The sequence below is a fragment of the uncultured Sulfitobacter sp. genome (genome assembly GCF_947497275.1).
Classification (GTDB): domain Bacteria; phylum Pseudomonadota; class Alphaproteobacteria; order Rhodobacterales; family Rhodobacteraceae; genus Sulfitobacter.
Genome location: NZ_CANMFS010000007.1, coordinates 99,411 through 123,611, shown reverse-complemented (window position 1 = coordinate 123,611; position 24,201 = coordinate 99,411). Strand labels below are relative to the sequence as shown.

The window sequence follows — 24,201 nt, the reverse complement described above, 5'->3', positions numbered from 1 at the left end:
ATGGTGTACTGTAACACTACGCCCCGCGCATTTTTAACGTCAAGAAAATATGAACCCTTACCGCAAATATCTTTGCATGGGCACACAAATTGCGTAACAATAACGCGGGGTTTGGTGCGAATTCTGGCACAGGCAGCAAACCGTTATAATTGACTGGTACATTATGATGCAAAGCGAAACAGACGAATTAAATCCGGCACTGGCCAGAATCGCGGCCGCGATCGAGCCGCAGTCGTCGGTGCCCGTCTCGGTCCAGCTGCGCGGCGCGCTGGAGTATGGTATCGCCACCGGTGATATCCCCGCCAACACACGGCTCCCTTCGGTACGCCGGCTCGCCGCCAGTCTCAAACTGTCGCCCGTCACCGTCAGCGGCGTCTACGCCGCCCTGCAGGAGCGCGGCCATGTGAAAGGGCGCGTCGGCTCCGGCACCTTCGTGGCCGACCGTGCGCCCCCTCCCGCATCCCAAACCCAAAAGCTGGCAGGTTTTGAACGCCAGATCGCCGATCTGATCCAAGTCGGGCGCGAATTGGGCCTGTCGCGTCAGGACATCGCCTTTCGGGTCAGCATGGCCGCGCCCGCCACCGTGGTGCCGCTGCGCATCCTCGTGCTCGGCACCTTTCTCGAAGCGACAAAGGCCTACGCCGCCGACCTGCTGCCCTACCTTCCCGACACCGACAATGTGAGCGCCGCAAGCATCGCGGACCTTGACGGCGCGCCCGACGCGGATCTGCCCGACGCGGATCTGATCGTCTGCCCGCACACGCTGACGCCCGAGGCCGCGCGCCTCTTTCCCGGCAAGCCGGTGCTCGCGATGACGCTGATCCCCAACGAGCAGACGCGCATCGCCCTCGCCGGGATAGGACCCGGGGCGCGGGTGGGCGCGGTGTCGTATTTCGACGATTTCCTGCCGACGCTCAAGAGCGGGATCGACCGCTTCGCACCGCATCTGGGGCGGGTGACGGCGGTGCCGCGCAACTTTGCCGGACTGGCGACGCTTTTGGAACAGGCCGACGTTCTGATCTACGCCACCGGCGCGGAATACTTGCGCGACAAGCTGCGCCCCGACCAGACCTCAATCGAATACCGCCACACCCCGGACAGCCACGCCGTGCGGTCGAAACTTCTGCCCGCAATCGACGGTGTCCGGGCCGCCAAACGTGCAAAGGAGTCCCAAGATGAAAATCACTGACAGCACCTGGTTCGACATCGAGAAGTACCTCGAAACGGACGACCGCTGCGTTCTGCCGCTGGGCAGCACCGAACAACACGCGCATCTGAGCTTGTCGGTCGACAGCATCCTGTCGGGCAAAATGGCCGTTGACGCCGCCGAACCGCTCGGCATCCCCGTATTTCCCGCCGTGCCCTACGGGCTGACACCCTATTTCATGGGCTTTCCCGGCACCGTCTCGCTGCGGCTGCGCACCTACGCCGCGCTCGTGCGCGACATCCTCGACAGCCTCTACGACACCGGGTTCCGCCGCGTTCTCATCGTCAACGGCCACGGCGGCAACAGTCCGGTGCAGCCGGTCTGCGCCGAATGGATGCAGGACCGCACCGGCGCGCGCTGCCGCTTCCATGACTGGTGGCGCGCACCGCAAACATGGGCGGCGGTGCAGGAGGTCGACGAAATCGCCTCGCACGCTTCCTGGATGGAGAATTTTCCCTGGACCCGTCTGGAAGGCCGCGAAATGCCGTCCGAGCAAAAACCCTATGTCGATTTCGACCGGCTGCGCGACCGCAACGCACAAGGCGTGCGCGACCTGATCGGCGACGGCAACTATGGCGGCCACTACCAAAAACCGGACGCGGACATGCACCGCATCTGGGCCGTCGCGGTCGAGGAAACGCGCGCGCAGCTGACCGGAGACTGGTCATGAGCGACGATGCTGTCCTGATCTGGGGCGCAGGCGCCATTGGCGGCATCCTCGGCGCGTATCTGGCGCGTGCGGGCCACCCCGTGCGCATGGTCGACATCGTCGAGGATCACGTCACCGCCATGCGCACCACCGGCCTGCACATCGAAGGCCCGGTGGAGACGTTCACCCAGGTTCTGCCCGCCGATACTCCCGCCACGCTCAACGGCACCTACCGTCGCGTGATCCTCGCCGTCAAGGCACACCATACCGAAGCCGCCCTGGATATGCTGCTGCCGCATCTGGCCCCGGACGGCTATGTCGTCTCGGCACAGAACGGCCTCAACGAACGGGTCATCGCGGCAACCATCGGGCCAAAGCGGACGCTGGGCTGCTTCGTGAATTTCGGTGCCGACTGGCTGGAGCCGGGGCGCATCCTTTACGGCAACCGCGCGACGGTGGCATTGGGCGAACTCGACGGCTCCGACACCGCGCGCCTGCGCGAGATGCACGCGCTCTTCAGCATCGTCGAGCCGGCGGCGGTCAAGACCGACAACATATGGGGCTATCTGTGGGGCAAATGCGGCTACGGTGCGCTGTTGTTCGCCACCGCCCTCACGCCCGCCTCTATGTCCGACGCGATGGAACCCGTTGCGACCCGCTGCGTCTATGCCAAACTGGGGGACGAGGTGATGCAACTGGCCGCTGCCGAAGGGGTCGCACCGCTGGGCTTTAACGGTTTCGATCCGGACGCCTTCCGCACGGGCGACGCAGCAGGCATCGACGCCGCGATTGACGCGATGGTCGCACACAACCGGAAAACTGCCAAAACCCATTCCGGCATCTACCGCGATCTGGCCGTGCGCAAGCGCAAGACGGAAGTGGACGCACAGATCGGTGTGCTGGTCGAAATCGGTCGCGTGCACGGCATCGACACGCCCGCACTGGCAATGCTGTGCGACCTGATCCACGACATCGAAAACGGCACCCGCGCGCAGTCCACCGATTTGCTCGATCTGATGGTGCCGCTATGCAGCTGAGCCTTGCGGGAAAGACATTCGCCGTCACCGGCGCGGCGCAGGGCATCGGTGCCGCCATCGTGCGCGGCCTCGCGGACGCCGGAGCATCGGTGGCTGCCCTCGACATCGACGCCGAAGGCATGGCCGATCTGGCGGCCCTGCCCCGCGTTTCCTGCCACGCCGGTGATCTGGGCAGCCAATCCAGCGCGCAGGCACTGTGCGCCGAAGCGGTCGATCACCACGGGCGGATCGACGGGTTGGTCACAGCCGCGGGCGGCGTGCGCGGACAGGTTGGCCGCCCGCTGGAACAGATCATCCCCGATGACTGGCACGCGATCTTTGCCGCCAACGTCGATGCCGCGATGTGGTGCGCGCAGGCTCTGGCACCCGGCATGAAGGAACGCGGCCAAGGGCGCATCGTCACCATCTCGTCCGGCGCGGGGCTCAAGGCGAGCCTCACCGGCATACAGGCCTACGCCTCGGCCAAACACGCGCTGATCGGGCTGACGAAACAACTGGCACTCGAACTCGGCCCCGCCGGCATCACCGTCAATTCCGTAGCCCCCGGATTCATCCTGTCCAATCCGGCGACGGAACGGCAGTGGGATGCCTTCGGTCCCGCGCGTCAGAAACAGATTGTCGGCAGCATCCACATGCGCCGTCTGGGCCGTGCGCAGGACATCGCCGACGCCGTCACCTTCCTGTGCTCGGACAAGGCCGCTTGGATCACCGGGCAGACCCTACAAGTCGATGGAGGGCACGCATGAGCGATCCGCACACATGGGACGACCCAACATGGCGCGGCAAGGTCGAGGCCGTGCGCGCAGGCCGGAACCTGTTGCCCGACACATGGCCGGGCGGCGCACGCTGCGCGGTGGCCCTGTCGTTTGACAGTGACCACGAAACGAACGAGTTGCGCGACGGCGGTACTTCCACCGCGCGGCTCAGCTGGGGCGAATATGGCGCGCGCCGGGGCGTGCCGCGTATCCGCAAGGTGCTTGATCGCTTCGGCGTCAAGGCCAGCTTTTTCGTGCCCGCCGTTTCCGCCCTGCTGCACCTCGAAGAACAGCGCAGCCTTGCGGAAGACGGCCACGAAATCGCGTTGCACGGCTGGATCCACGAGTTGAATACCAAGCTGGATGAGGCGACCGAGCGCGACCTGATGCTGCGCGCCGCCGATACCCTCGAACACATCAGCGGCACGCGTCCCGTGGGCATGCGCACGCCGTCGTGGGATTACAGCCCCAACACGCTCAGCCTCGCGCGCGAGATGGGACTGCTCTACGACAGCTCGCTGTTCTCCGACGACGACCCCTACGAGATCGTGCAGAACGGCGCGGCGACCGGGCTTGTCGAACTGCCCGTCGAATGGATCCGCGACGACGCGGTCTATTTCATGATGAACCGTTTCGGCGCACAGCGGCCCTATACCCCGCCCGCCGACGTGCTCGACATCTTCGCCCGCGAATTCGAAGGTGCCTATGCCGAGGGCGGCTTGTTCCTGCTCACCATGCACCCGCATGTGACCGGCTACCGCAGCCGCATCTTCATCCTCGAAGAGTTGCTGGACCGGATCACCGACAAGGGCGACGTCTGGATCGCTACCCATGCGCAAATCGCGCACTACTGCGCCACCCAAGCGGGGCTGACCCCGAAAGGACCAAAATGAGCACGTTTTCACTCGCCGTACACGGTGGCGCCGGCACCATCCTTCGCGAAAACCTCACACCGGAGCTGGAGGCCGGCTATCACGCCGGTCTGCGCGCCGCGCTCGACGCAGGCCACAAGGTGCTGTCATCGGGCGGCAGCGCACTGGACGCCGTGACCGCAGCGGTCTGCGTGCTTGAGGATGAACCGCTGTTCAACGCCGGCCGCGGCGCGGTGTTCACCTCCGATGACAAACAGGAGATGGACGCAGCCGTGATGGACGGAGCCCGCCGCGCCGCCGGTGCGGTCGGCGGAATCTTCGGCCCGCGCAACCCGATCCGTGCAGCCCGTGCCGTGATGGAGCGGACCGATCATGTCATGCTCATCGGCCCCAACGCGCTGGAGGTGGCCCGCGCCACCGACCTGCCTTTCGGCGATCCCGATTACTTCTTCACACAAACCCGCTGGGACGCCCTGCAATCCACGCTGAAGATGCGCGCCGAAGGGATCGAAGACAACGACCCCGCCCGCCGTCACGGTACTGTGGGCGCTGTGGCCTGCGACATGCAGGGCACCGTCGCGGCAGCCACATCGACCGGCGGCATGACGGCAAAGCTGCCGGGCCGCATCGGTGATACGCCGATGATCGGCGCGGGCACTTTCGCCGACAACGCCACCTGCGCCGTTTCCGCCACCGGCCACGGCGAGGTGTTCATCCGCTTCACCGCCGCCGCAGAAATCGCCGCGCGGATGCGCCATGCGGGCCAGACGCTCGAAGACGCGGCTGCCCAAGTGGTGATGCACGATCTGGCCCAGAACGACGGCTCCGGCGGGGTGATCGCGGTCGACGCAGGGGGTAACATCACAATGCCGTTCAACTGTGAAGGCATGTACCGCGGCCGCGTCACCGAAAGCGGCGCATTCGAAACCTTCATCTACCGCTAGGGTGCCCGCTCCTGTTTCAGCGCCAGATCATCGTGCAACGGCACGGTCTGGCGTTCGATCATCCTGTGCACCACCGGCGCGTCCGGCCCCCGGTGCAACGCCCGCAACCGGTCCGACAGCGCCGCATCCGATTGGGTGCGGCGTTCGTTGTGGCGCACGTACTCGCCCCAGGTCGGCACATGATAGCTCTCGCTCCAATGCCCGGGGTCCTGCAAATCGCGCAACAACGCCCATTGCTGCGCCCCGTCGCGGATGCGGGTCCGGCGGCGCTGGCTCATCGCGGTCAGGAAATCCTGCACATCCTCCTGTGCGATCTCGTAATCCACCATCACCATCACCGGTCCGCTGCGATAATTCAGATCAAAGCGCAGCGTCGGCTCCTTGAACCGGTTCAACGGGTCCAGGTTCAGCCCGTGAAATTCCGGCAACGGCAGCCGCAGCCCGATCAACGCCCCGCCTAGCAACAGGACAGCTGCGATCATCAATGTGGGCCCGGTGGTCATCCGCTCTGCCATCGCACCCCAGATCCAGCTGCCCGCCGCCATGCCGCCAAAGGTGCCGGTCTGGTACAGCGCCAGCGCCCGCCCCACGACCCAGCGTGGCGTCGACAGTTGCACCGTGACGTTGAACATCGACAGCGCCAGCACCCAACACGCCCCCGCCAGCGCCAGCGCCGCACCGCTCAGCGCCGGCATCCCACTCAGCGCCAGGACCGTGCAGCTGGCAGCGAAACCGCAAAACGCCCCGCGCGCGATAACCTCGTTGGTGAACCGCGCCCGCAAACCCGCGTTGGCCAGCGCACCGCCCACGGCACCCAGCCCGAAACATCCCAGCATCAGGCCATAGACGAACGCCGTGCCTTCCAACATCACCCGCACCACCACCGGCAACAACGCCAACAGCGCAATCGCCGCCAGCCCGAACCAGAACCCGCGCAGGATCACCCGCAGCAGATTGGGCGACATCGCCGCATAGCGCAGTCCGGCGGCAAAGGCCGCACCCATCGGCTCGCGCGGCAGATGCGTGTCACGCGGAGGTGCCTCCCAACGCAGCAGCGCCAGAATGATCGCTACATAGCTCAGCGCGTTGACCGCAAAGGCCGCCGCCGCACCGGCCAGCGCCACGATGGCCCCCCCCGCCGCAGGTCCGACGCTGCGCATCAGGTTGAACCCCATGCTGTTGAGCGACACGGCACTCGGCAATTCCTCGCGCGACACGATATCGCCCATCGTCGCTTGCCACGACGGGTTGTGCAGCGCGGTGCCGCAGCCGATCATGAAAGTGAATGCCAGCAACAGCCAAGGCGTCAGCCACCCCTCGAACGCCATCACTGTCAGGATGATCGACACCACGAACATGAACGCCTGTGCGATCAACATCACCCGCCTGCGGTCGAAATTATCCGCGAACACGCCCGCCAGAAGCGAAAACACCATAATCGGCAACGCGACGGACCCCTGCACAAGGGCCACCATGCTTTGCTTGTCCGACAGCGCAGTCATCATCCACGCCGCGCCGACCGCCTGTACCAGCCCGCCAAAGTTCGACGCCAGCGCCGCGATCCACAACGACCGGAACGTGCGGTTCTGAAACAGCAATAGCGGGGATGTGCGGTCTGCCACGGCGGTCCTCATTTCCATGCCCACCAGCATCGCCGTTTAGCGCGGCAGTCTCAAGGGGTGTGCAGATCCAGTGCCATTCCTTCCCACCCGTCGCAAGCGGCATTCCGCGACTTGCGCTGCGTATCAAGCGCGATGCTACCGCATTCGGGCCCAGGTCCTTGCGATCCTCCTGGGTACACCTGCGCGTACCCATCCTGCAAATCCGGTATACTTTGTGTATACACGTCAAATACAGATGTGTTTTGTCTCTCTCCCCGCTTATGCCCGTTTGCCCGGAAATGCTTTCAAAACGGGTGATCAATATCGGAGATAATGGCGTCCCGTACTTTCTTGAGGTGCAGTCTCATCGCTTCCGCTGCGATATCCGGCGTACCGGCCAGGATGGCATCAATGATTGCGAGATGTTCGCGGCAAACCGGCTCGAACCGGTCGGGGATCGACCCTCTGTCGTACAACTGTGCCCTGACGTTCAGTCCTTCAATCAGTTCGGCCAGCAAACGCGACCCGGCTCTGTGCGCAACCGCCAGATGCACCTTTTCATCTAGCGCCTCCCGCGTACCCTCATCCGGATATGCCCCTTTCACAGACCCTTCGATTTGCACCCTTAGATCAGCAAAATCGTCCGTATTTTCCTGCGATAGAGCCGCTTTTCGCGCCGCCTCGCACTCCAGCAGACTGCGCGCATGCAGGATCTCCATGATGTCGGTCAGCGACACGCTGTTGACCACCGGCGTTCCCGCAGATGTACGCTTGGCAAAGCCATTGCTTACCAAATGGCCGATCGCCTCGCGTACCGGGGTGCGCGATACCCCCAGCAGATCGGCGAATTCCTTTTCACGCAACGCCGCACCCGGTGTCAGAGTGCCGTCCAGAATCATCGCCTTCATCTGCTCATAGGTCGAAATACCTAAAGATTGTGAAGAAGCCGTCATCGTTATCCTCTCCGGCGCACGCGGCACCTGCCCCTTACGTTGTTTCAGATCCTGAAGTGGTATACACGCAGTATACGTTCAGACGAAGCCTGCGGACCACTGAATTTGCTGAGACGCCACACATGAGTATTACAAGGGATTTAGCACGGTCATTCGCAACTGCACTGACGTTCCTGTGCGTTCGCGCCGAAACAGGCAGGCAGATACCGCACAATACAAAACGAACGCTGGCTAAGGGCATGGTGGTATACGAATACCCTGCCCCCGGTTGATCTTACTTCATTTCCAGCTTTTCCTGAATATCGCGCATGATCATCTCCATCAATTCAGTGCTCACGCCCTTGCCGGTGAACCGGATGATATAGCCATTCGAATCCGATTCCCGACGCATCGTCACGCCGGTCGACGTGTGAAGCGTATCGTTACCGGCCCACCCGGCCTTGGGCACGTTCACCTTCGGTCGCCCACCACGCGATGGATCCTTACCCGCATCACCCTGCTCTTTCAGCACCGCTTCCAACAGCGCCCATTCGCTCTGCGCATCCACCCCCTGCCCTGTATCAAGCACCTCGCGCAAACGGCTTTCTGCACCTCCGCGCAGCGCCTGTGCCAGCCGCAAACCGTCCTTTTCACGCATATTTTCAGGGAATTGCAGAAGATCACCCAGTTCTTCGAAAATCATCGCAAAGGACCGGATCTTGCTTCGCTTCGCCTTGGATGCCGCGGCAAACATCTCGCTCACCGCTTCTTCGGTGTTGTGAAACGCGCCCTGTTGGGCAGCGATGGCGGCAATCCGCCCCCGCTCGTAATGGCTCAGATCCTGCCGGATCTCGTTCTCCTCGACCATCGCAACAAAGGCACCGCCCATCTCGTCGGGGTTGCGCAGCAACGCGCGGATGGTCAGGAATTTATCCATCTGCGTGCGCGCATAGAGGTTTTGCTGCGCCAACAAACGCCGGTAGCCCGATAGCAATCCGTACCGCCGCCCGTCCCGTGCATGAGGCAATTCATACACCTCGATCGGCAGACGGATGCCGTGGTTTGAGATCGAGTGCTCCAGCTCGGCCTGCGCTGCCTCGTCGATTATGGTCCTGTCGCGCTGCATCGAAAGCGGTTCGATCTCGCGGATCTCGATCTCGCGAATCAACCGCCCATCGGCATCGGCCTTGCGCATGTCAGCGGCATCTGCCGCGTCGCGCGCCCGGTCCGCCCGCGCATCCGGATCGCCTGCCTGATAGGCGGCTGCCGTCTCGGCGGCGACCTGTGCAATCGGCGCCGCCGCTCGAGGAGAGGTTTCGCGGCGAAACTCTTGCTCGAATTTACTGAGATCCTCGGGCGAAGGAGCCTCCAGTTTCTTACGCTTCGCCATCTCGCGCCTCCTCATTCTGCATCTGCAAGTCCCGCCACCAGGTTCCCAGCAAGACCTCTTTCACCTCAGCCCATGTCCGGTCAAACGCCTCGCGCCCCCGAACGTAGGTATCGCGGTTGAACTCCCGATAATCCGCCTCGTAGATCCCGTTCACCTGCTCGCCCGCCTGCCCGACCATCGCCGTTACCTCTTGCCGGTAGGTTGTCATGAAATCGCCGAAATAGGCCTGTATGACATTCGCCAGATCTGTCTGTTGCGCTGCATCGAACCGGGTAATCAAGGCGCGCACCGCGTCCCACTCGAACTTCATCTCCGGCAGACCGTCCTGCCGCCTAATCCGGTTTTCGCCCTCTTCGATGCTGGCAAACGTCGAGTACAGCATATCAAAGAAACGTCCCGTCGAGTCGAACTCAAGAAACGACGCCCCCAGAGGGACCAGCAATATATCGGCAGCTGCCAATGCGTTGATCGTCAGGTAACCCAACGCGGGCGGTGTGTCGATGAGGATGATATCGTAGTCGTCCAGAATGCCCTCTGACGACAGGGCATTTGTCAATGCGTCCCACAGAGGCCAGTTCCGGACTTGCATGCGCCAGACAGGCACCTGGAACTCGGCCCAGTATAGATTGAGCTGCGCACCGATCAGGTCGATGTTGGGCCAATGCGTCGTCTGTATCAGGTTTCGCGGCGAAACCGAAAGGCTTTCCGTCAGGGTTTCGTCGAAGGGAAGCTCGGCCTGCCCACGGGCTTTTCTAACGGTATTTTCGCCCTGCATGTGACGCGCGAAATCCTTGGCAATAAGCGGAAACGCTGTCGACCATTCGTCTTCCACTGTTCCGCCCATGATCGATGTCAGAGAGCCCTGGCTGTCGAGGTCAATGACCAGAACACGGTACCCATCCAACGCGGCAGACATTGCGAGATGCGCACAGGTGGACGTCTTTCCGACGCCGCCCTTGAAGTTCGCAACGGAGATGATCTTCGCAGGCAGCCCGTCCGGACGCCACGATTTATATTGCCTGTTCGATGCACCCTCGGTCGCGAAGTGCTCGCGCAAGCGCAGGACCTCATCAAGAGTGAACCATTTAGACCCGGCCTCTCCGGCGCCTTGGGGCAGATCCGGATGAGCTTTCAGGACGCGTCGAAGATGGGCGGGGGCCACGTCGAGAAGATACCGACAGACTTCCCAGGTAGAGAAACTGCGCAGCCGCTTCTTTCCATCGGGCGCGTATCCTCGCCGCGCCAGATCATCACGTCCACGGGTGGCGAAGGCCGCCGCTTTCGCGAATCGCGCGGTGTCGATAGGCTCGGACAAGCGTGCGGCGGCTTTCTCGGGGTCGATGTTGAAATACGGAGGGGTGGGCGCTTTGCTGTTGGAAGTCATAATACCTCGGGATGTGCGCAAAATTGGGTAGCGTTCGCTATTCTATCGCACACGCGGGGGGAATTGTGAATCTCTTTGGTCGCAGTTGCCCTGAAACATCGAAATTCAAAGGCACGACAAAGAAAGTTGTAGAGTCTTTAGGGATTTTAAGAATCTTTAAGATTGAAATCCCATCCGATTTCAATGAATTAAACGCAGTTCGGGACCTGGATACAGGATCAAGAGCATCCGGATACAGGTCAAAAGGTACCCGCGAGCGGTACAGAGGGGGCCGATTCGCAGGTTGATGGGTATCAGGATGCGGGAATAGCCTATACAGGGTCTGTTTTCAGGATTCGACGCGTTCGGTGGATGCCACGCGTCCCGCAAATGGGTTCCTTCAGTTGATCTGCGACTACGGAGGCCCGTGGGTTGAAAGGTGTCCGAAGGTCTCTTGCCACGGGGTTCCTGTTGGGCCAGAATGAGAGAACGAGCGAGAGCGGGAAAAATTCCGCCGAGGTGAGGGCGACAGTGGACAAACACGAAGACATTCCCAAGCAACATCTTACCGGCGCGCTGAGGCGTGGATCGGTGAAAAAACATGTGGCGGCGATTCATGTGTCGGGCAAGCTGACGCTGTTGCAGCGCAAGCTGAGCAACGTGTTGCTGCTCAATGCCTACGATACACTGACGCGTCAGCAGGTGCATATGATCGACGCACGAACGCTGTGCATGATGATCGGTTACAATTCTAACGACATAGAGACACTCAAAGCGTCTCTAAGAGGCCTCGCAGAGACTGTTGCGGAATGGGACATGCTTGATGATCAGGGCCAGCAGGAGTGGGGGGTATCAAGCCTTCTGAGCTATGCGCGACTCAAGGGTGGGGTGTGCGAATACGCGTATTCCCCGGCCCTCGCGGCAAAGCTGGATGATCCGAAGGTATTCGCGTTGATCAACCTCAATATTCAGCGCCGGTTTACCAGCGGGCACGCGCTGGCGCTTTATGAAAACTGCTATCGCTTCGTGCGCACCGGCAGCACCGGGTGGTGGCCCCTTGACCTGTTCCGCCGGCTGATGGGCATTGAGGACAGTGCCTATTACGGCGTTTACAAGCATCTCAACGCTAAGATCATCAAACCGGCGGTGGCCGAAGTGAACCGGACCTCGAACATTCTGGTGACGCCCGAGATCCGCAAGCGGGGCAGGGCGGTGTCGGAGATCCGGTTCCGGATCAAGGAAAACCCGCAACTGGCGATTCTGGATCTGGATGACGGGGCAGGGGCGCGCAAATCGGACGTGTACGAAAAACTGCAGGCGCTGGGGGTTGCGGACCGGTTGGCACGGCAATGGATCGCCGAGCACGGCGAGGATGTGATGTTGGACAAACTGACATTCGTAGCCGGGAAATCGGGCGTTCAGAACCCAGTGGGCTACCTGAGTGCGGCGCTGCGGGATGATTTTGGGCGGACCGGGGCAGGGGCGGCGAGCCCGCCCACATCGTCGCGTGCGCGCGCGTTGGCGAAGGTGCGCGATCTGGCCGCTTCGCGCACCCCGACGCAACGCGACGCAGATCGCAGGCTGTTCGCATCCTCCATCGACAGCGCGGCCGCGCTGTCGGATTTTGATCGGCACGGATGGATGTCCGCGCTGAATTTCGGGGCGATACAGGCGTTCTGGCAGGATATGGCGCCGGATGCCTTTGCGGAGACGGACGTTTCGACGGACGCATAACGCGTTCTTGCCTTCTGGAAGTCGCAAGATAGATCATGCGTATCGCACGATTTACCGGAAAGCCTGCTGCATGACCAAAGACGACACCGCCGACGTGGACCGAAGCGACGATACGGCGGACCAGGGGCGGCTTTGGCCGTGGCTGGTGGGCGGCTTGATCGTGCTGGCCATCGGTGCCGGTGGATACTGGTACCTGACGCGCGCGGATCAAACGCAGGAAATGGCGCCCCCACAGCCCCCCCTGATCGAAACCGGGTTGGTCGCGGAGGCGGCGCAGGTTGTGATCCGACAGACCGGTTTTGTGCGCCCGGTGTCGGACGTAACGGTCGTGTCCGAGATTACGGCCCGCATTGCGTCGGTGTCCGACAGCTTTACCCGGGGCGCTACGGTCGCGCGCGGCGACGTGCTGGTGCAACTGGACACCACCCGGTTGCAGGCGGAACGCCAGCGCGCGGCGGCGGGCATCGCCCAGGCAGAGGCGGTTGTGGCCGAAGCGCAGATCAGCGTGGACCGGCAGCGGCAACTGGAGGAAAACAATATTGCGTCGGAGGCGACCTTGCAACAGGCGCTGGTCGAGCTTGCCACAGCCGATGCGGCGTTGCAGACGGCACGGGCGGAGCGGGACCTGATCCAGCAACGCATCGACGACGCCATCATCCGCGCGCCCTTTGATGCGGTCGTGGCACAGGCCACCGCCGATCCCGGCGCGCTGGCGACGGCGGGCATGTCCCTGGGCGAGCTGATCGCGTCGGCGCAGGCGGAGGTTGAGATGGGGCTGACGCCCGGCGATCTGGCGCTGTTGGGCGACGCGCAGAGCGCCATGGGCGCGCCGGTGCGGGTTCTGGCTGTGCCGTCGGCGGCGGATGGCGCGGCGACGGGCCCGCGCATTGCGCAAGGAACGGTGACAGCGTTGGGACCGCAGATCGACGCGCAGACGCGGACGGTCGCCCTGATTGTGCGGATCGACGATCCCTTTGCCGCGACGCGGGAGGGGTTTCCCGATGCGCGTCCGATTCGCATCGGTGAATTGCTGACGCTGGAGCTGTCGGTCGACCTGTCGGAGCGCGGCGCGGTGTCTGTGCCGGGACGGGCGGTGAAATCCGGCGATGTCGTGTGGCGCGTTGCCGACGGTATCCTGAGCCGGTCGGAGGTGGATGTGCTGCGGCGCGGCACGGGCGAGGGTGCGCGGGTCGTTCTGGGTGCGGGTGCGCCTGCCCCCGGGACGCGCGTGATGCTGACCGATCTGGCGGCGGCGACGGACGGGCAAGACGTGCGGGTCGACGCAGCGGAGGAGCAATAACGTGGGCGGGATTATCCGCTGGTTCCTGCGCAACCCGGTCGCGGCAAACCTGCTGATGGCGTTGATGGTGGCCGCGGGTATCGCGGCGCTGTTTTCGGTAACGGTGCGGACCTTTCCAGAGATCGCGACCGGTGCCGTGACGGTGACGGTGCCATATCCCGGCGCGACCCCGACCGAGGTGTCGGACGCGGTGCTGGTACCGATAGAGGAGCGGTTGCAGGGGCTGGAGGGGATTCGCAAGCTGACCGGAACGGCGCGGTCCGGTGTCGGAACCGTCACGGCGGATCTGGTGCGCGGCGCAGTGATGGCGGACGTCAAGGACGACATCGAGACAGAGATCGCCCGCATCACGACTTTTCCCGCCGCCTCTGATACGCCGCGCATCGCCGAGGTGGAGCCGGTCGAGCTCGCCGTACAGATCGTCATTCACGGCGATGCGCCGCCCGAGACGCTCAAGGCGCTGGGGGAGCAGGCGCGGCGCGAGCTGCGTGCGCTTCCCGATGTCAGCCAGGTGGCGATTTCCGGTGCTGCGACGGATCTGATCGAGATTGAAGTCACGCGCGAGACGCTGCGCAGTTATGGCATCGGGTTGGCGGAACTGGCGCAACGGTTGTCTGCAGAGACGCTGGACCTGTCGGGCGGGGTGATTGACGACGGCAACCGGGACATTCAGGTGCGTACGGTCGGTGAAGCGTCCAGCGCCGATCAGCTGCGCGGCAAGATCCTGTTCACCGGCGCCTCGGGTGCCGAGGTGCGGCTGTCGGACATCGCGCGGATCCGCGAGACGCTGGCGGACGAGGATATTTCGGCGTCTGTGGGGCGCAAGCCGGCGGTTTTCGTGTCGGTGAACCGGGTGGGAAGCGAGCAGGTGTTAGCCACGGCAGACGCCGCGCGCACCTGGCTCGAGGAGGAATTCCGCCCGCAACTGCCGGAGCAGATCACAGCGACGGTGTGGCGCAACGAGGCGGAGACATTGCGCGGGCGCATTTCGCTGCTGATCAAGAACGCGGCGATCGGGACGGCACTGGTGCTGACGGTGCTGACATTGTTCGTCGATCTGCGGATCGCACTTTGGGTGGCGCTTGGCGTGGCGGTGTCGTTCATCGGGGCGTTCGGGCCGATGCTTGTGTTCGGGACAACGATCAACCAGTTGAGCTTGTTCGGTTTTATCCTCGCGCTGGGGATCGTGGTGGATGATGCCATCGTGGTCGGTGAAAATACGTTCGTCGAGTTGGAGGGAGACGGCGATGCCGCGGGGGCGGCGGAGCGGGCGGTGATGCGGGTCTGGCGGCCCATCGCGTTCTCGGTCACGACCTCCATCGCGGCTTTCGTGCCGCTGCTGTTTCTGCCCGGCTCGTCGGGGTCGTTCATCGCGCCGGTGGCGGCTGTGGTGATCTATCTGCTGTCGCTGTCGTTGGCCGAGTCTTTCTTTGTGCTGCCGCGCCATCTGAGCAGTATCCGGCTGTCGAAACTGCGCCGTTATTCGCCGCGGCGGGCGACGGAGTGGCTGCGCACCCGCGTCGACGGATGGTTCCGGCGCACGTCGGATCGCCGGTTGCGCCCGGTGGTGCGGGGGGCGGTGGTGCACCCTGTGTTCACGCTTGTGACCTGCCTGGCCATCGGGGCATTCGCGGCGGGGTTGATCGGCGGAGGGACCGTGAAATTCGTGTTTTTCCCGGCGATCGAAGGTAATTTCGTGACCGCGCAACTGAATCTGCCGGAAGGTACGACATCGGAAGAGACTGCGGCGAAGGCCGAGCAGTTCATCGCGGCGGCGGAGCGGGCGGCGGAAGATCTGGGTGAGTCCGATCTGTTGGAGGCAACCGCCGTGACCGTCGGGTTTGGCACCGGGGGCGGTGGTCCGAGTGCGGCGACCGCACCGGCGGGCAGTACTGCCACGATCGAGGCACGGTTGCGCGACGCCGCCACGCGCGAAACCGATGCCGAGACGTTCAAGAACGCGTGGCGCGAAGCCGTGGGCGAGGTGGCGGGGGCGAGCGAAGTCATCTTTTCGTCTTCGGTTGTGGGGGTCGGGGCCGCGATCCAGTTGCAGGTGTCCGCCGAGACCGAAGCGGCGCGCGACGCCGCTCTGGGTGAAATGCGCAGCAAGCTTGAAGAACGCGACGGTGTGTTCGACATCCGCGATGACCGGGTGAGTGCGGCGCGCGAGGTGACGATTGATCTGCGTCCGGCGGCGCGGGTCTACGGAATTTCGCTGCAGACCGTGGCGAACGAGGTGCGTGCGGCCTTCTACGGTGCGGTCGTCGACCAGATTGCGCGCAACCGCGAAGAAGTCGACCTGCGCCTACGTCTGGCCGGTCCGCAGCGCGACAGCATCGCGGACCTGTTGCTGCTGGACATTCCGACGCCCGAGGGCGGCATGGTGGCGTTGCCTATCGTGGCCGACATCGGGTTTCAGTCGGCACCGACAGAGATCACCCGGATCAACGGACGCGCCATTGCCACGCTGACCGCCGATGCGGATACTGCCGTGACCACCGGTGGCACGGAGACATCATGGCTGTTGTCGCAAGTGGTGCCGAAGCTGCAGCAGGATTATCCGACGCTTACCGTCACGGCGGGCGGTGAGCAGGAGGAAGCGGGCCGGTTCGGTCCGGCGCTGGCGTTCAACTTTGCGCTGGCGCTCTTCGTGATCTACGCGTTGCTGGCGCTGGCGTTCGGCAGCTACTCGCGGCCCCTGATCGTTTTGGGGGTGATCCCCTTCGGGGTCGTGGGCGCGGTATTCGGTCACGCGCTGTTGGGGTTGAACCTGACGTTGCTGTCGATGTTCGGTATCGTCGGTCTGGCCGGTGTGATCGTGAACGGCGCGCTGTTGATCGTCGATTTCATCATCGCGCGCGAGGACGATGGCGACGATCCGATGGAGGCGATCACCGAGGCCACGCTGAGCCGGTTCCGGCCCGTGATGCTGACGACTTTGACCACATTCCTGGGGATCTCGCCGCTGATTCTGGAAACGTCGGTTCAGGCACAGTTCCTCGTTCCGACGGCGGTATCATTGGGTTTCGGAATCCTGTTCGTGTCGGTGATGCAGATGGTTCTGGTCCCGGCCTATGCGTCTTTCTTTGCACGCGGCAGAAAAAGGTTGCGCGCAAAAAATTGATGCCGTTCGCACGGCGCATATCACAATCAATTGACACACCAATTCCACTTACACGATAATCGTAATTTCGAGGCGCGCGACGGACGTGTGCATCTTCGTAGTGAGTTGGCTTAATTGGCCTTTCTTTAACTGGTGTTTACCCATTATGACATGCCTTCCTGACGTGGTCAGCGGTACCACATGACTATTCTGCAGGAGACATCCTTGATGCCCGATGTCCGCGATTTCGGCGGTTTGTCCGCGTTTGGCTGGAACCTTTGTAAAGAAAGTGGCGAATTTTCGCCACTGGCGTTGAAGCTTTTGGGCCTTGAGAAAGCGCCGGCCTTGCGCACGTTCATCGACATGGTGCACCCCGAAGACCGGCTGCGGTTCGAGACTGAGATTTTCGGCGTTGCGGAGAACGGCGGCACCCTGTCGCACGAGTATCGCGTCCGGTGTACCGATGGCGCCTTGGTGCATCTGTTTTCCCACATGGCGCTGCAGGATGCGGACCCCGATATTGGCAGGGTTCTGAGCGGTGTTCTGGTGGATGTCACCAAGGAACGGTCGCGTCCCGCAACGGCGCATGCCCCCGGTGCCGTGGCGTTCGGATCCTACGAGTATGACGTCGTAAACGACATTACGCATTGGTCCGCGGAAATGCGGCAGATGTTTCTACAGCCGCACGGGCTGCAACTGACCGGCGAGGCGGTGTTCAGGTCGATCTACCCCGATGACCGGGTGATGTTCGACACGGCACTGGATGCGGCGGTGCGGGCGGTCGGCCCGTTCGAGATCACGTTTCGGGTGACATTGCCCGACGGGCAGGTGCGGTGGGTGCGCGATACGGGAGAGGCGCACGGCCCCCTGGACCCGGCGACCGGAAAAGTGCCGCGCGTGACCGGTACGCTGACGGATGTGACGGAGATCACGGACAATGCGCCGCTTGCCGCACAGGAGGATTTCTGGAACCTGATCGACCGTGCGCCGTTCGGTGTCTACGCGGTGGATGCCGATATGCGCGTCGTCCGGATGAGCGCGGGGGGCCTTCCTGTTTTTGAAGAGGTCAAGCCGCTGTTGGGTCGGGATCTGTCGGAGGTGCTGCATATCCTGTGGCCTGCGTCCTTTGCGACCGAGGCGGTAGGACATTTTCGTCACACGCTGCGAACGGGCGAGCCGTACCGCGCGACGCCGCTGGTCGAGCTTCGCAACGACCGCAAGAGTATCGAGTCGTACGACTGGGGCATAGACCGGATGCGGCTGGCGGACGGGCGTTATGGCGTGGTCTGTCATTTCTACGACCTGACCGAGCGGTTGCGTCACGAGACCGAGCTGGAACAGCGCGAACGCCGATTGAACATGGCGTATGACGCGGCGGATATGGGGGCGTGGTCCTATGATCCGCAAAGCGGCGAATTCAGCTGGTCCAAGCAGCTGTACCGGCTGTTCGGTCGCACACCGCAGGACGGGGCGGCCGGAGATTTATGGCGGCAGGGCATTCACCGCGACGATATAGATGGCATCGACGCGGCGCTGAAAGCGACGCTGGACGGGGGCCCACAGCTTGACGTCGATTTTCGTATCCGGATGTCGGACGGCGAAATCCGGTATATGGCGGCGAAAGGTGAACTGAGTATGGGCGCCCCCGGCAAGGCGAAGCAGATCACCGGCGTCGTCTATGATGTGACGGAGCGCAAGATGGCGGAACATGCCTCGCGCGACAGTGCACAGTGGTTGCGGCAGGTGCTTGACAACATCAATTCATTTGTAGGGGTCGTGGACCCGGACGGTACGTTGCGCGAAGTGAACTGGCCCGCGTTGCAGCTGGGCGGGTTGGAGCGGGCGGATGTGATCGGGCAGCCGTTCTGGGACACGCATTGGCTGCGCGATGACCCAGATATTCAAGCCAGGGTCCGCACGGCCTGCGCCGATGCGGTCGCCGGCGAGGTGGTGAGTTTTGACATGTTGGTCCGGGCGGAGGGGGAGCAGACGCTGCTGATCGATTTCATGCTTGCGCCGGTGTTCGACGCGCATGGCAAGCTGTTGTTCCTGATCGCGTCCGGGTTCGACATTTCGCAGCGCGAAGAGGCCCGCGCGCACGCGCAGTCGCTGCTGGGAGAGATCAACCACCGCACCAAGAACATGCTGACGCTGATCCAGATCATGGCCCGGCAGACCGCGCGCAGCGGCATCGAAGGTTTCATGGAACGGTTCGAGACACGGATCCGTGCGTTGGCGGATGCGCAGGATCTGTTGGTGAAACAGGCGACGGATACCGTGGATCTGGGCGATCTGGCGTTGTCCCAGATGGCGCATTTTCAGGATCTGGTGGGGAGCCGTATCCATCTGTCGGGACCGCGCGTCACTGTCGGGCCGCATGCCGCACAGGCCATCGGGATGGCGCTGCATGAACTGGCCACGAATGCGGGTAAATACGGGGCGCTGTCGACCGAAGCGGGCGAGATTACGATTGACTGGACCGTCGAAGAGGGTTCCCGCCCGGACCGCGATTTCCAGCTGCGGTGGGTTGAGAAGGGCGGACCGACGGTTGTACGCCCCGAGCGGCGTGGGTTCGGTTCGACCGTGATCAAGCAGATGACGCAGTCGAATATTGGTGGAGAGGTGATCCTCGACTACGCGCCTGAGGGGTTGCGTTGGCAGCTTGATTGTCCGTTGTCGGCGTTGACGGCACGGGGGTAGAGTACGCGGCGCGAAAGTGTCGCAGGAACCTCGGGCGGGATCGGTTGTTGGTGTGGAAAGGAATTCCATACCAAGGAGACACCGATGACCGATCAATTGACGACGATCAACCCTGCAACCGGCGATGTGCTGGAACACTACGACCTGATGACCGACACGCAGCGCGACGATGCGATAGCCGCATGTCACGATGCGTTTCTGGAGTGGCGCCACAAGTCGTTCGAGGAACGCGGGGAAATCCTGAAGAAAATCGGCGAGGGCCTGCGCGAGAACGCGGATGCGTTGGCCGATCTGATGACGGCGGAAATGGGCAAGCTGGTCAGCCAGAGCCGTCAGGAAATCGACCTGTGTGCTTCTATCTGCGAGTGGACGGCGGACAACGGTGCCGAGGCGCTGGCGTCAGAGGACCGTGACCTGCCGGGGGGCGGACGCGGCAAGATCGTGCATTCGCCCATCGGTGTCATCTACGGCATCCAGCCGTGGAACTTTCCGGTCTATCAGGTCGTGCGCTATTCCATTGCCAATTTGATGGCTGGCAACGGCGTTCTGCTGAAACACGCCGCGAGCGTGACCGGTACGGGCGTGATGCTGGAAACCATTTATGCCGAGGCGGGTCTGCCGGAAAATCTGTTCACCGTTCTGAAGATCAGCCATGACCAGTCCGACGCCGTGATCGACAATGATCTGGTGCGCGGCGTGACACTGACGGGGAGCCCCGCTGCGGGCGAGATCGTCGGCGGAAAGGCCGGCAAGGCGCTGAAGAAATCCGTGCTCGAACTGGGGTCGAACGACGCCTATGTGGTGCTGGCGGATGCCGACCTGGACCAGGCCGTCAAGATGTGTGTACAGGGCCGTGTCTATAACAACGGCGAAACCTGCGTCGCAGCGAAGCGGTTTATCGTGGTAGATGCGATCTATGACAAGTTTCGGGATGCGTTCGTCGACGCGATGAAGGCGATCAAACATGGTGATCCGACCAAGGACGGTGTGGATATCGGCCCGATGGCGCGCGAAGACCTGCGCGATGATCTGCACGAACAGGTACAGCAGAGCGTCCAGAAGGGCGCGCGCATCGTGTGCGGTGGCGAAGTGCCGGAGGGGTCGGGATTCTTCTATCCCGCGACCGTTTTGGAAGATGTGGCACCGGGTCAGCCCGCGTATGACGATGAGCTGTTCGGTCCGGTGGCGGCGCTGATCCGCGCCAAGGATACCGACGACGCGATGCGGATCGCCAATGACAGCGAGTACGGTCTTGGCGGCGGTATTTTCTCCAAAGATGTTGAGAAGGCGACGCAGCTTGCCGCGGACCACTTTGATACCGGCATGGTGTTCATCAACGGCTTTGGTCTGGCACAACCGAACATGCCGTTCGGCGGTGTGAAACGGTCCGGGTACGGGCGCGAACACGGCGGTTTCGGGATGCGCGAGTTCGTCAACGTGAAGGCGATCAACATCGTCGGCTAAGCCGATCTGATTCTGGAGCAGCAGCGCGGCGGCGGGGGAAACCTTTGCCGCCGCTTGCATTGTGCGTATTATGCGTATGAAGTATACTCCTGCAAGATGCGGATAATAGAGGTCAAAGATGGGACGCGTGAAAGTGAATTTGACATTGGATGCGGATGTCGCGGAAACGGCGCGCACGCTGGGCCTGAACATGTCGCGCCTTGCCGAAGCGGCAATCCTTGAGGCGGCCAAGACCGAACGCAACCGCTTGTGGCGGTTGGAAAACCAGGCGGCGATCGCGGCCTACGGCGAAGAGGTGGACCGGGACGGTTTACCATTGGCACAGTACAGAAGCTTCTAGGCGCGGCATGGCGCAGTTTGACGTATACCGCCTGACCGGTGGGCAGCTTGTCGTGGATCTTCAGACGGATCTGATCGGGATCGACGCATCGCGTGTCGTAGCACCGCTGCGGGCGGCGGATCGGTATGCCGCGTTTCCCGGCCTGACGCCGGAAGTGGAGGTAGACGGCCAGATCTGGATCGTGCGGGTGATGGAGCTTGCGGCGGTGACCGGATCGGAATTGCGCGAGCGGGTGGGATCGCTGGACGCGCACCGGGACGCGCTGAAACGCGCGTTGGATATCCTCATCGACGGGGTTTAGCGTTCAGTCAGCAGGAAAGCATCGGGTTCGATACCGCGTTTTTCCGCACTGGCGCGCACGGCCTTTTGCAGGGTCTTGCTGCGGTCGAGCAGCCGGCGGAACCGTGTTTCATCCAGCACCAGCAGGGTCGAAGGCGCGATGGCACGGACCTCGGTGCGGCGGGCGCGTTTCATCAAAATGGCCATCTGGCCGAACATCTCGCCACCGCCCAGCCGCCACGTCTGCCCGGCGGTTTCCAGTTCGACCGCGCCGGAGGCGATGAAGAACACCTGCCTGGCCGGGCTGTCCTTGCTGATGACGGTGTCGCCCGCGTTGACGTATCGGGTCTGGAACACCCGCCCCAACCGCTTGAGACCGGCGGCGTCAAGATCGGCGAACAGGGGGAATTGGCGGGCGAGTTCGATCCGCTGGAGCGCGATGTCGAGACGCGGGCGCAGTTCGGCGGCGGCGCGCCGCGCATTCAGGTCCTCCATCAGCTTGGTATGAACCTCAGCGCCGATCAGGCCATCCTCGCGCATGGTGGCGTATTCGCGTTCTTCGAGCCGCAAAGCGGTGCGGCGGATGAAGCGGCGTTCGAGCTCTTCTGCGTAACCGGGGTATTGCAGCCGCATCCCTTCGAGTACCGTCTCTACCGTTTCAATCCGGCGCGACAGCAGATCGTGGAGCAGGTCCGCGACGCGGCGGCCGTGGATGCGGCGGATGCGCCCGTCGATGAACGCGCCCAGATCGCGCAGGACCAGCCGCTGCGATAGCAAAAGCTCGAACCGGTCGGCGGTCATACGGGCGAGCGGACCGGACAGGCGCAGGCGGCTGTGCAGCACCACGGCGGCGCGCAGGCCGCGCCCGTAGGCGACGCTGCGCCGGGCCGCGCGCTGGTAGCCGTTTCGCCCGTCCGACCGCGCGCCTTCGATCAGGCGGTCGGCGTCCGGTAGTACCTGTTCGGCCATGCGCGCCGAGATCGTCCGTTCGCGCACGCGGGCGAGGATCGTGTCACGCTCGTGTCCGGCCAGAGCGATCAGCCCCAGTGTGATCTTGTCGCGGTCGAGAATGTCGACGTTTTCCTCGGCTGATTTCACCGCCGCATCGAGCCTTTCGCCGAACCGTTTGGCCTCGGAGCGGACGATATCGTGGGTCAGGTCATAGTTTTCAGTGGTGCGCGCGACATCCTCGCGTACGGTTTGAAGGGCGACGGCGACGATCTGGCGCGAGAGGGCTTCGTCGAGCGGCGACAGGCGATCAAGCCCGAGCCAGCGGATGACCGAGCGCAGCGTGGTCCCCTGTACGACCAGCGTGAACAGCGTGAAACCCGTGGCGAGGATGCCGACGAGTCGCTTGACCTCGACCGGGACGCGGAAGCTTTCGGTGACGGCGAGCGCCAGCGCCAGCGTAACGGCTCCGCGCAGGCCTCCCCATAGGATCGCCACGCGGTAGGGTCGCTCGACCGCTGGCGACAAGCGCAGCGCGGTCAGCAGTGGCAGCAGACCGAACAGGATGATCACGCGGGCGGCGATGGCAGCCAGCACCACGACGGCGACGAGGGCTATGTCGCCGATGCGTACCTCTTCGAGCAGGCGCGGGATCAGCAGGGCGGCGAGGATGAAGATCAACGCGCCGGCCCAGTGGGCGAGGATGTCCCACAGCTCGCGCAGGTTGGTCCAGGCCTGCGGCGGAAGGCGGCCCGGACCTGTGAGGTTGAGGGTCAGACCGGCGGCGACCACTGCGATTACGCCGGAGGCACCGATGCTTTGTTCGGCAAGGATGTAGGCGAGGTAGGGCAGGGAGACGGAAATGGAGATTTGTGCCAGTTCGTAGCGCGCAAAGGCGGCCATCAGCCAGACAGCACAGCGCGCGGCGATCCAGCCGACAACCGCGCCGCCTGCGATCAGCAGCGGAAACCGCGCCAGCGCATCTCTGAGCGTGGGATCGGGGATGCCCAGCATCACGAACCCCATGAACAGGCCGAAAAGCGCAATGGCCGCCGCGTCGTTCAGCAGGCTTTCGCCCTCGATGATGCGGGCAAGGCGGCGGGGCGCGGAAATGGAGCGGAAGATCGACACCACGGCGGACGGATCGGTGGTGGACACGATGGCGCCTATCAGCAGACAGGCGGCCAGCGGCAGGGTGCTTGTCCAAGACAGGGCATATCCGACGGCAAGCGTCGCCACGACCACCGCGACGACGGCCAGAACGAGGATCGGCACCCAGTCGTCCAGCATACGGCGCAGGTTCATGCCGAGGGTGGCCTGAAACAGCAGCGTCGGCAGAAAGACGTACAGGAACACATTCGACCGGATCGGCAGGCCGAGGATCGCCTCGGCCACGGGGTTGAGCGCATCGGTCAGCTCGGTGCGCAGGAAAAACAACGCGCCCGCCGCGATCAAGATGCCCACGAGGGCCAAAATGACGCTGTAGGGCAGGCGCAACCGCGCGGCCAACGGCTCGGCCACGCCGATGACAAGAAACAGGGCCGCGATGACGGTCGTGATCAGAATGATGTCCATGTCGTCGG

18 protein-coding genes are annotated in these 24,201 nt (G+C 63.2%); 13 read left to right on the top strand and 5 right to left on the bottom strand.

All coding sequences use genetic code 11. The annotated features are described in order from the left end of the window. Positions 1 to 163: 163 nt before the first annotated feature. From Q1A06_RS15065 to Q1A06_RS15040, 6 genes are read left to right on the top strand one after another with little or no spacing between them, the layout of a single operon-like run. Positions 164 to 1,189 carry a GntR family transcriptional regulator gene (locus tag Q1A06_RS15065; protein ID WP_299565370.1) on the top strand — a complete coding sequence of 342 codons (1,026 nt, stop codon included), beginning with the start codon at positions 164 to 166 and terminating at the stop codon, positions 1,187 to 1,189. Beyond that, positions 1,176 to 1,877: a creatininase family protein gene (locus Q1A06_RS15060; RefSeq protein WP_299565368.1), complete on the top strand. Its 702-nt coding sequence runs from the start codon at positions 1,176 to 1,178 to the stop codon at positions 1,875 to 1,877. Before Q1A06_RS15065 ends, Q1A06_RS15060 begins: the two co-directional genes overlap by 14 nt. Further along, positions 1,874 to 2,893 (top strand): 2-dehydropantoate 2-reductase, encoded by a 1,020-nt coding sequence (locus Q1A06_RS15055; RefSeq protein WP_299565367.1) that lies wholly within the window; start codon positions 1,874 to 1,876, stop codon positions 2,891 to 2,893. Before Q1A06_RS15060 ends, Q1A06_RS15055 begins: the two co-directional genes overlap by 4 nt. Further along, positions 2,884 to 3,639, top strand: coding sequence for an SDR family oxidoreductase (locus Q1A06_RS15050; protein ID WP_299565365.1), 756 nt, complete (start codon positions 2,884 to 2,886; stop codon positions 3,637 to 3,639). The genes Q1A06_RS15055 and Q1A06_RS15050 overlap by 10 nt, the downstream gene beginning before the upstream one ends. Further along, positions 3,636 to 4,541 carry a polysaccharide deacetylase gene (locus Q1A06_RS15045; protein ID WP_299565363.1) on the top strand — a complete coding sequence of 302 codons (906 nt, stop codon included), beginning with the start codon at positions 3,636 to 3,638 and terminating at the stop codon, positions 4,539 to 4,541. Before Q1A06_RS15050 ends, Q1A06_RS15045 begins: the two co-directional genes overlap by 4 nt. Then, positions 4,538 to 5,464: an isoaspartyl peptidase/L-asparaginase family protein gene (locus tag Q1A06_RS15040; protein ID WP_299565361.1), complete on the top strand. Its 927-nt coding sequence runs from the start codon at positions 4,538 to 4,540 to the stop codon at positions 5,462 to 5,464. Before Q1A06_RS15045 ends, Q1A06_RS15040 begins: the two co-directional genes overlap by 4 nt. Here the strand turns inward: Q1A06_RS15040 and Q1A06_RS15035 are convergent. The 4 genes from Q1A06_RS15035 to Q1A06_RS15020 all read right to left on the bottom strand — a co-directional run bounded on the left by Q1A06_RS15035 (position 5,461) and on the right by Q1A06_RS15020 (position 10,771). Beyond that, entirely contained in the window at positions 5,461 to 7,104 is a 1,644-nt protein-coding gene (locus Q1A06_RS15035) for an MFS transporter (RefSeq protein ID WP_299565359.1), read from the bottom strand. The two genes, Q1A06_RS15040 and Q1A06_RS15035, sit on opposite strands and share 4 nt — an antisense overlap. A 266-nt stretch (positions 7,105 to 7,370) precedes the next feature. Beyond that, positions 7,371 to 8,018 carry a GntR family transcriptional regulator gene (locus tag Q1A06_RS15030; protein ID WP_299565357.1) on the bottom strand — a complete coding sequence of 216 codons (648 nt, stop codon included), beginning with the start codon at positions 8,016 to 8,018 and terminating at the stop codon, positions 7,371 to 7,373. Positions 8,019 to 8,292: 274 nt separating this feature from the next. Then, on the bottom strand, positions 8,293 to 9,387 hold the full coding sequence (locus tag Q1A06_RS15025; protein WP_299565355.1) for a ParB/RepB/Spo0J family partition protein: 1,095 nt from the start codon (positions 9,385 to 9,387) through the stop codon (positions 8,293 to 8,295). Next, positions 9,374 to 10,771 (bottom strand): AAA family ATPase, encoded by a 1,398-nt coding sequence (locus tag Q1A06_RS15020; protein WP_299565353.1) that lies wholly within the window; start codon positions 10,769 to 10,771, stop codon positions 9,374 to 9,376. The genes Q1A06_RS15025 and Q1A06_RS15020 overlap by 14 nt, the downstream gene beginning before the upstream one ends. 510 nt (positions 10,772 to 11,281) lie before the next feature. On the opposite strand from Q1A06_RS15020, the gene Q1A06_RS15015 reads away from it, so the two are divergent. The 7 genes from Q1A06_RS15015 to Q1A06_RS14985 all read left to right on the top strand — a co-directional run bounded on the left by Q1A06_RS15015 (position 11,282) and on the right by Q1A06_RS14985 (position 21,692). Next, positions 11,282 to 12,484: a replication initiation protein gene (locus tag Q1A06_RS15015; protein WP_299565351.1), complete on the top strand. Its 1,203-nt coding sequence runs from the start codon at positions 11,282 to 11,284 to the stop codon at positions 12,482 to 12,484. Positions 12,485 to 12,554: 70 nt separating this feature from the next. Further along, the gene (locus Q1A06_RS15010) at positions 12,555 to 13,784 is read left to right on the top strand and encodes an efflux RND transporter periplasmic adaptor subunit (protein ID WP_299565348.1); all 1,230 of its coding nucleotides are present in this window, start codon (positions 12,555 to 12,557) and stop codon (positions 13,782 to 13,784) included. Between the two features lies 1 nt (position 13,785). Continuing rightward, positions 13,786 to 16,908, top strand: a complete 3,123-nt coding sequence (locus tag Q1A06_RS15005; protein WP_299565346.1) for an efflux RND transporter permease subunit — start codon at positions 13,786 to 13,788, stop codon at positions 16,906 to 16,908. A gap of 180 nt (positions 16,909 to 17,088) precedes the next feature. After that, positions 17,089 to 19,587, top strand: a complete 2,499-nt coding sequence (locus Q1A06_RS15000; RefSeq protein WP_299565344.1) for a PAS domain-containing protein — start codon at positions 17,089 to 17,091, stop codon at positions 19,585 to 19,587. Between the two features lie 84 nt (positions 19,588 to 19,671). Then, positions 19,672 to 21,051, top strand: coding sequence for an NAD-dependent succinate-semialdehyde dehydrogenase (locus Q1A06_RS14995; RefSeq protein WP_299565343.1), 1,380 nt, complete (start codon positions 19,672 to 19,674; stop codon positions 21,049 to 21,051). 118 nt (positions 21,052 to 21,169) lie between these two features. Beyond that, a complete protein-coding gene (locus Q1A06_RS14990; RefSeq protein WP_299565341.1) occupies positions 21,170 to 21,391 on the top strand; it encodes a type II toxin-antitoxin system CcdA family antitoxin in 222 nt (73 codons plus the stop codon). Positions 21,392 to 21,398: 7 nt separating this feature from the next. Next, the gene (locus tag Q1A06_RS14985; protein WP_299565338.1) at positions 21,399 to 21,692 is read left to right on the top strand and encodes a CcdB family protein; all 294 of its coding nucleotides are present in this window, start codon (positions 21,399 to 21,401) and stop codon (positions 21,690 to 21,692) included. Here Q1A06_RS14985 and Q1A06_RS14980 read toward each other — a convergent pair. Further along, the gene (locus Q1A06_RS14980) at positions 21,689 to 24,193 is read right to left on the bottom strand and encodes a cation:proton antiporter (protein ID WP_299565336.1); all 2,505 of its coding nucleotides are present in this window, start codon (positions 24,191 to 24,193) and stop codon (positions 21,689 to 21,691) included. The genes Q1A06_RS14985 and Q1A06_RS14980 overlap by 4 nt on opposite strands. Positions 24,194 to 24,201: the final 8 nt, after the last annotated feature.

What these genes read in the sequence shown, in the direction of transcription:
- Q1A06_RS15010 (WP_299565348.1), top strand. Translation starts at nt 12,555, where the DNA reads ATGACCAAAGACGACACCGCCGACGTGGACCGAAGCGACGATACGGCG.
- Q1A06_RS15045 (WP_299565363.1), top strand. Translation starts at nt 3,636, where the DNA reads ATGAGCGATCCGCACACATGGGACGACCCAACATGGCGCGGCAAGGTC.
- Q1A06_RS15050 (WP_299565365.1), top strand. Translation starts at nt 2,884, where the DNA reads ATGCAGCTGAGCCTTGCGGGAAAGACATTCGCCGTCACCGGCGCGGCG.
- Q1A06_RS14990 (WP_299565341.1), top strand. Translation starts at nt 21,170, where the DNA reads ATGGGACGCGTGAAAGTGAATTTGACATTGGATGCGGATGTCGCGGAA.
- Q1A06_RS15060 (WP_299565368.1), top strand. Translation starts at nt 1,176, where the DNA reads ATGAAAATCACTGACAGCACCTGGTTCGACATCGAGAAGTACCTCGAA.
- Q1A06_RS15025 (WP_299565355.1), bottom strand. Translation starts at nt 9,387, where the DNA reads ATGGCGAAGCGTAAGAAACTGGAGGCTCCTTCGCCCGAGGATCTCAGT.
- Q1A06_RS15040 (WP_299565361.1), top strand. Translation starts at nt 4,538, where the DNA reads ATGAGCACGTTTTCACTCGCCGTACACGGTGGCGCCGGCACCATCCTT.
- Q1A06_RS15000 (WP_299565344.1), top strand. Translation starts at nt 17,089, where the DNA reads ATGACTATTCTGCAGGAGACATCCTTGATGCCCGATGTCCGCGATTTC.
- Q1A06_RS14995 (WP_299565343.1), top strand. Translation starts at nt 19,672, where the DNA reads ATGACCGATCAATTGACGACGATCAACCCTGCAACCGGCGATGTGCTG.
- Q1A06_RS14985 (WP_299565338.1), top strand. Translation starts at nt 21,399, where the DNA reads ATGGCGCAGTTTGACGTATACCGCCTGACCGGTGGGCAGCTTGTCGTG.
- Q1A06_RS15030 (WP_299565357.1), bottom strand. Translation starts at nt 8,018, where the DNA reads ATGACGGCTTCTTCACAATCTTTAGGTATTTCGACCTATGAGCAGATG.
- Q1A06_RS15020 (WP_299565353.1), bottom strand. Translation starts at nt 10,771, where the DNA reads ATGACTTCCAACAGCAAAGCGCCCACCCCTCCGTATTTCAACATCGAC.
- Q1A06_RS14980 (WP_299565336.1), bottom strand. Translation starts at nt 24,193, where the DNA reads ATGGACATCATTCTGATCACGACCGTCATCGCGGCCCTGTTTCTTGTC.
- Q1A06_RS15065 (WP_299565370.1), top strand. Translation starts at nt 164, where the DNA reads ATGATGCAAAGCGAAACAGACGAATTAAATCCGGCACTGGCCAGAATC.
- Q1A06_RS15035 (WP_299565359.1), bottom strand. Translation starts at nt 7,104, where the DNA reads ATGGAAATGAGGACCGCCGTGGCAGACCGCACATCCCCGCTATTGCTG.
- Q1A06_RS15055 (WP_299565367.1), top strand. Translation starts at nt 1,874, where the DNA reads ATGAGCGACGATGCTGTCCTGATCTGGGGCGCAGGCGCCATTGGCGGC.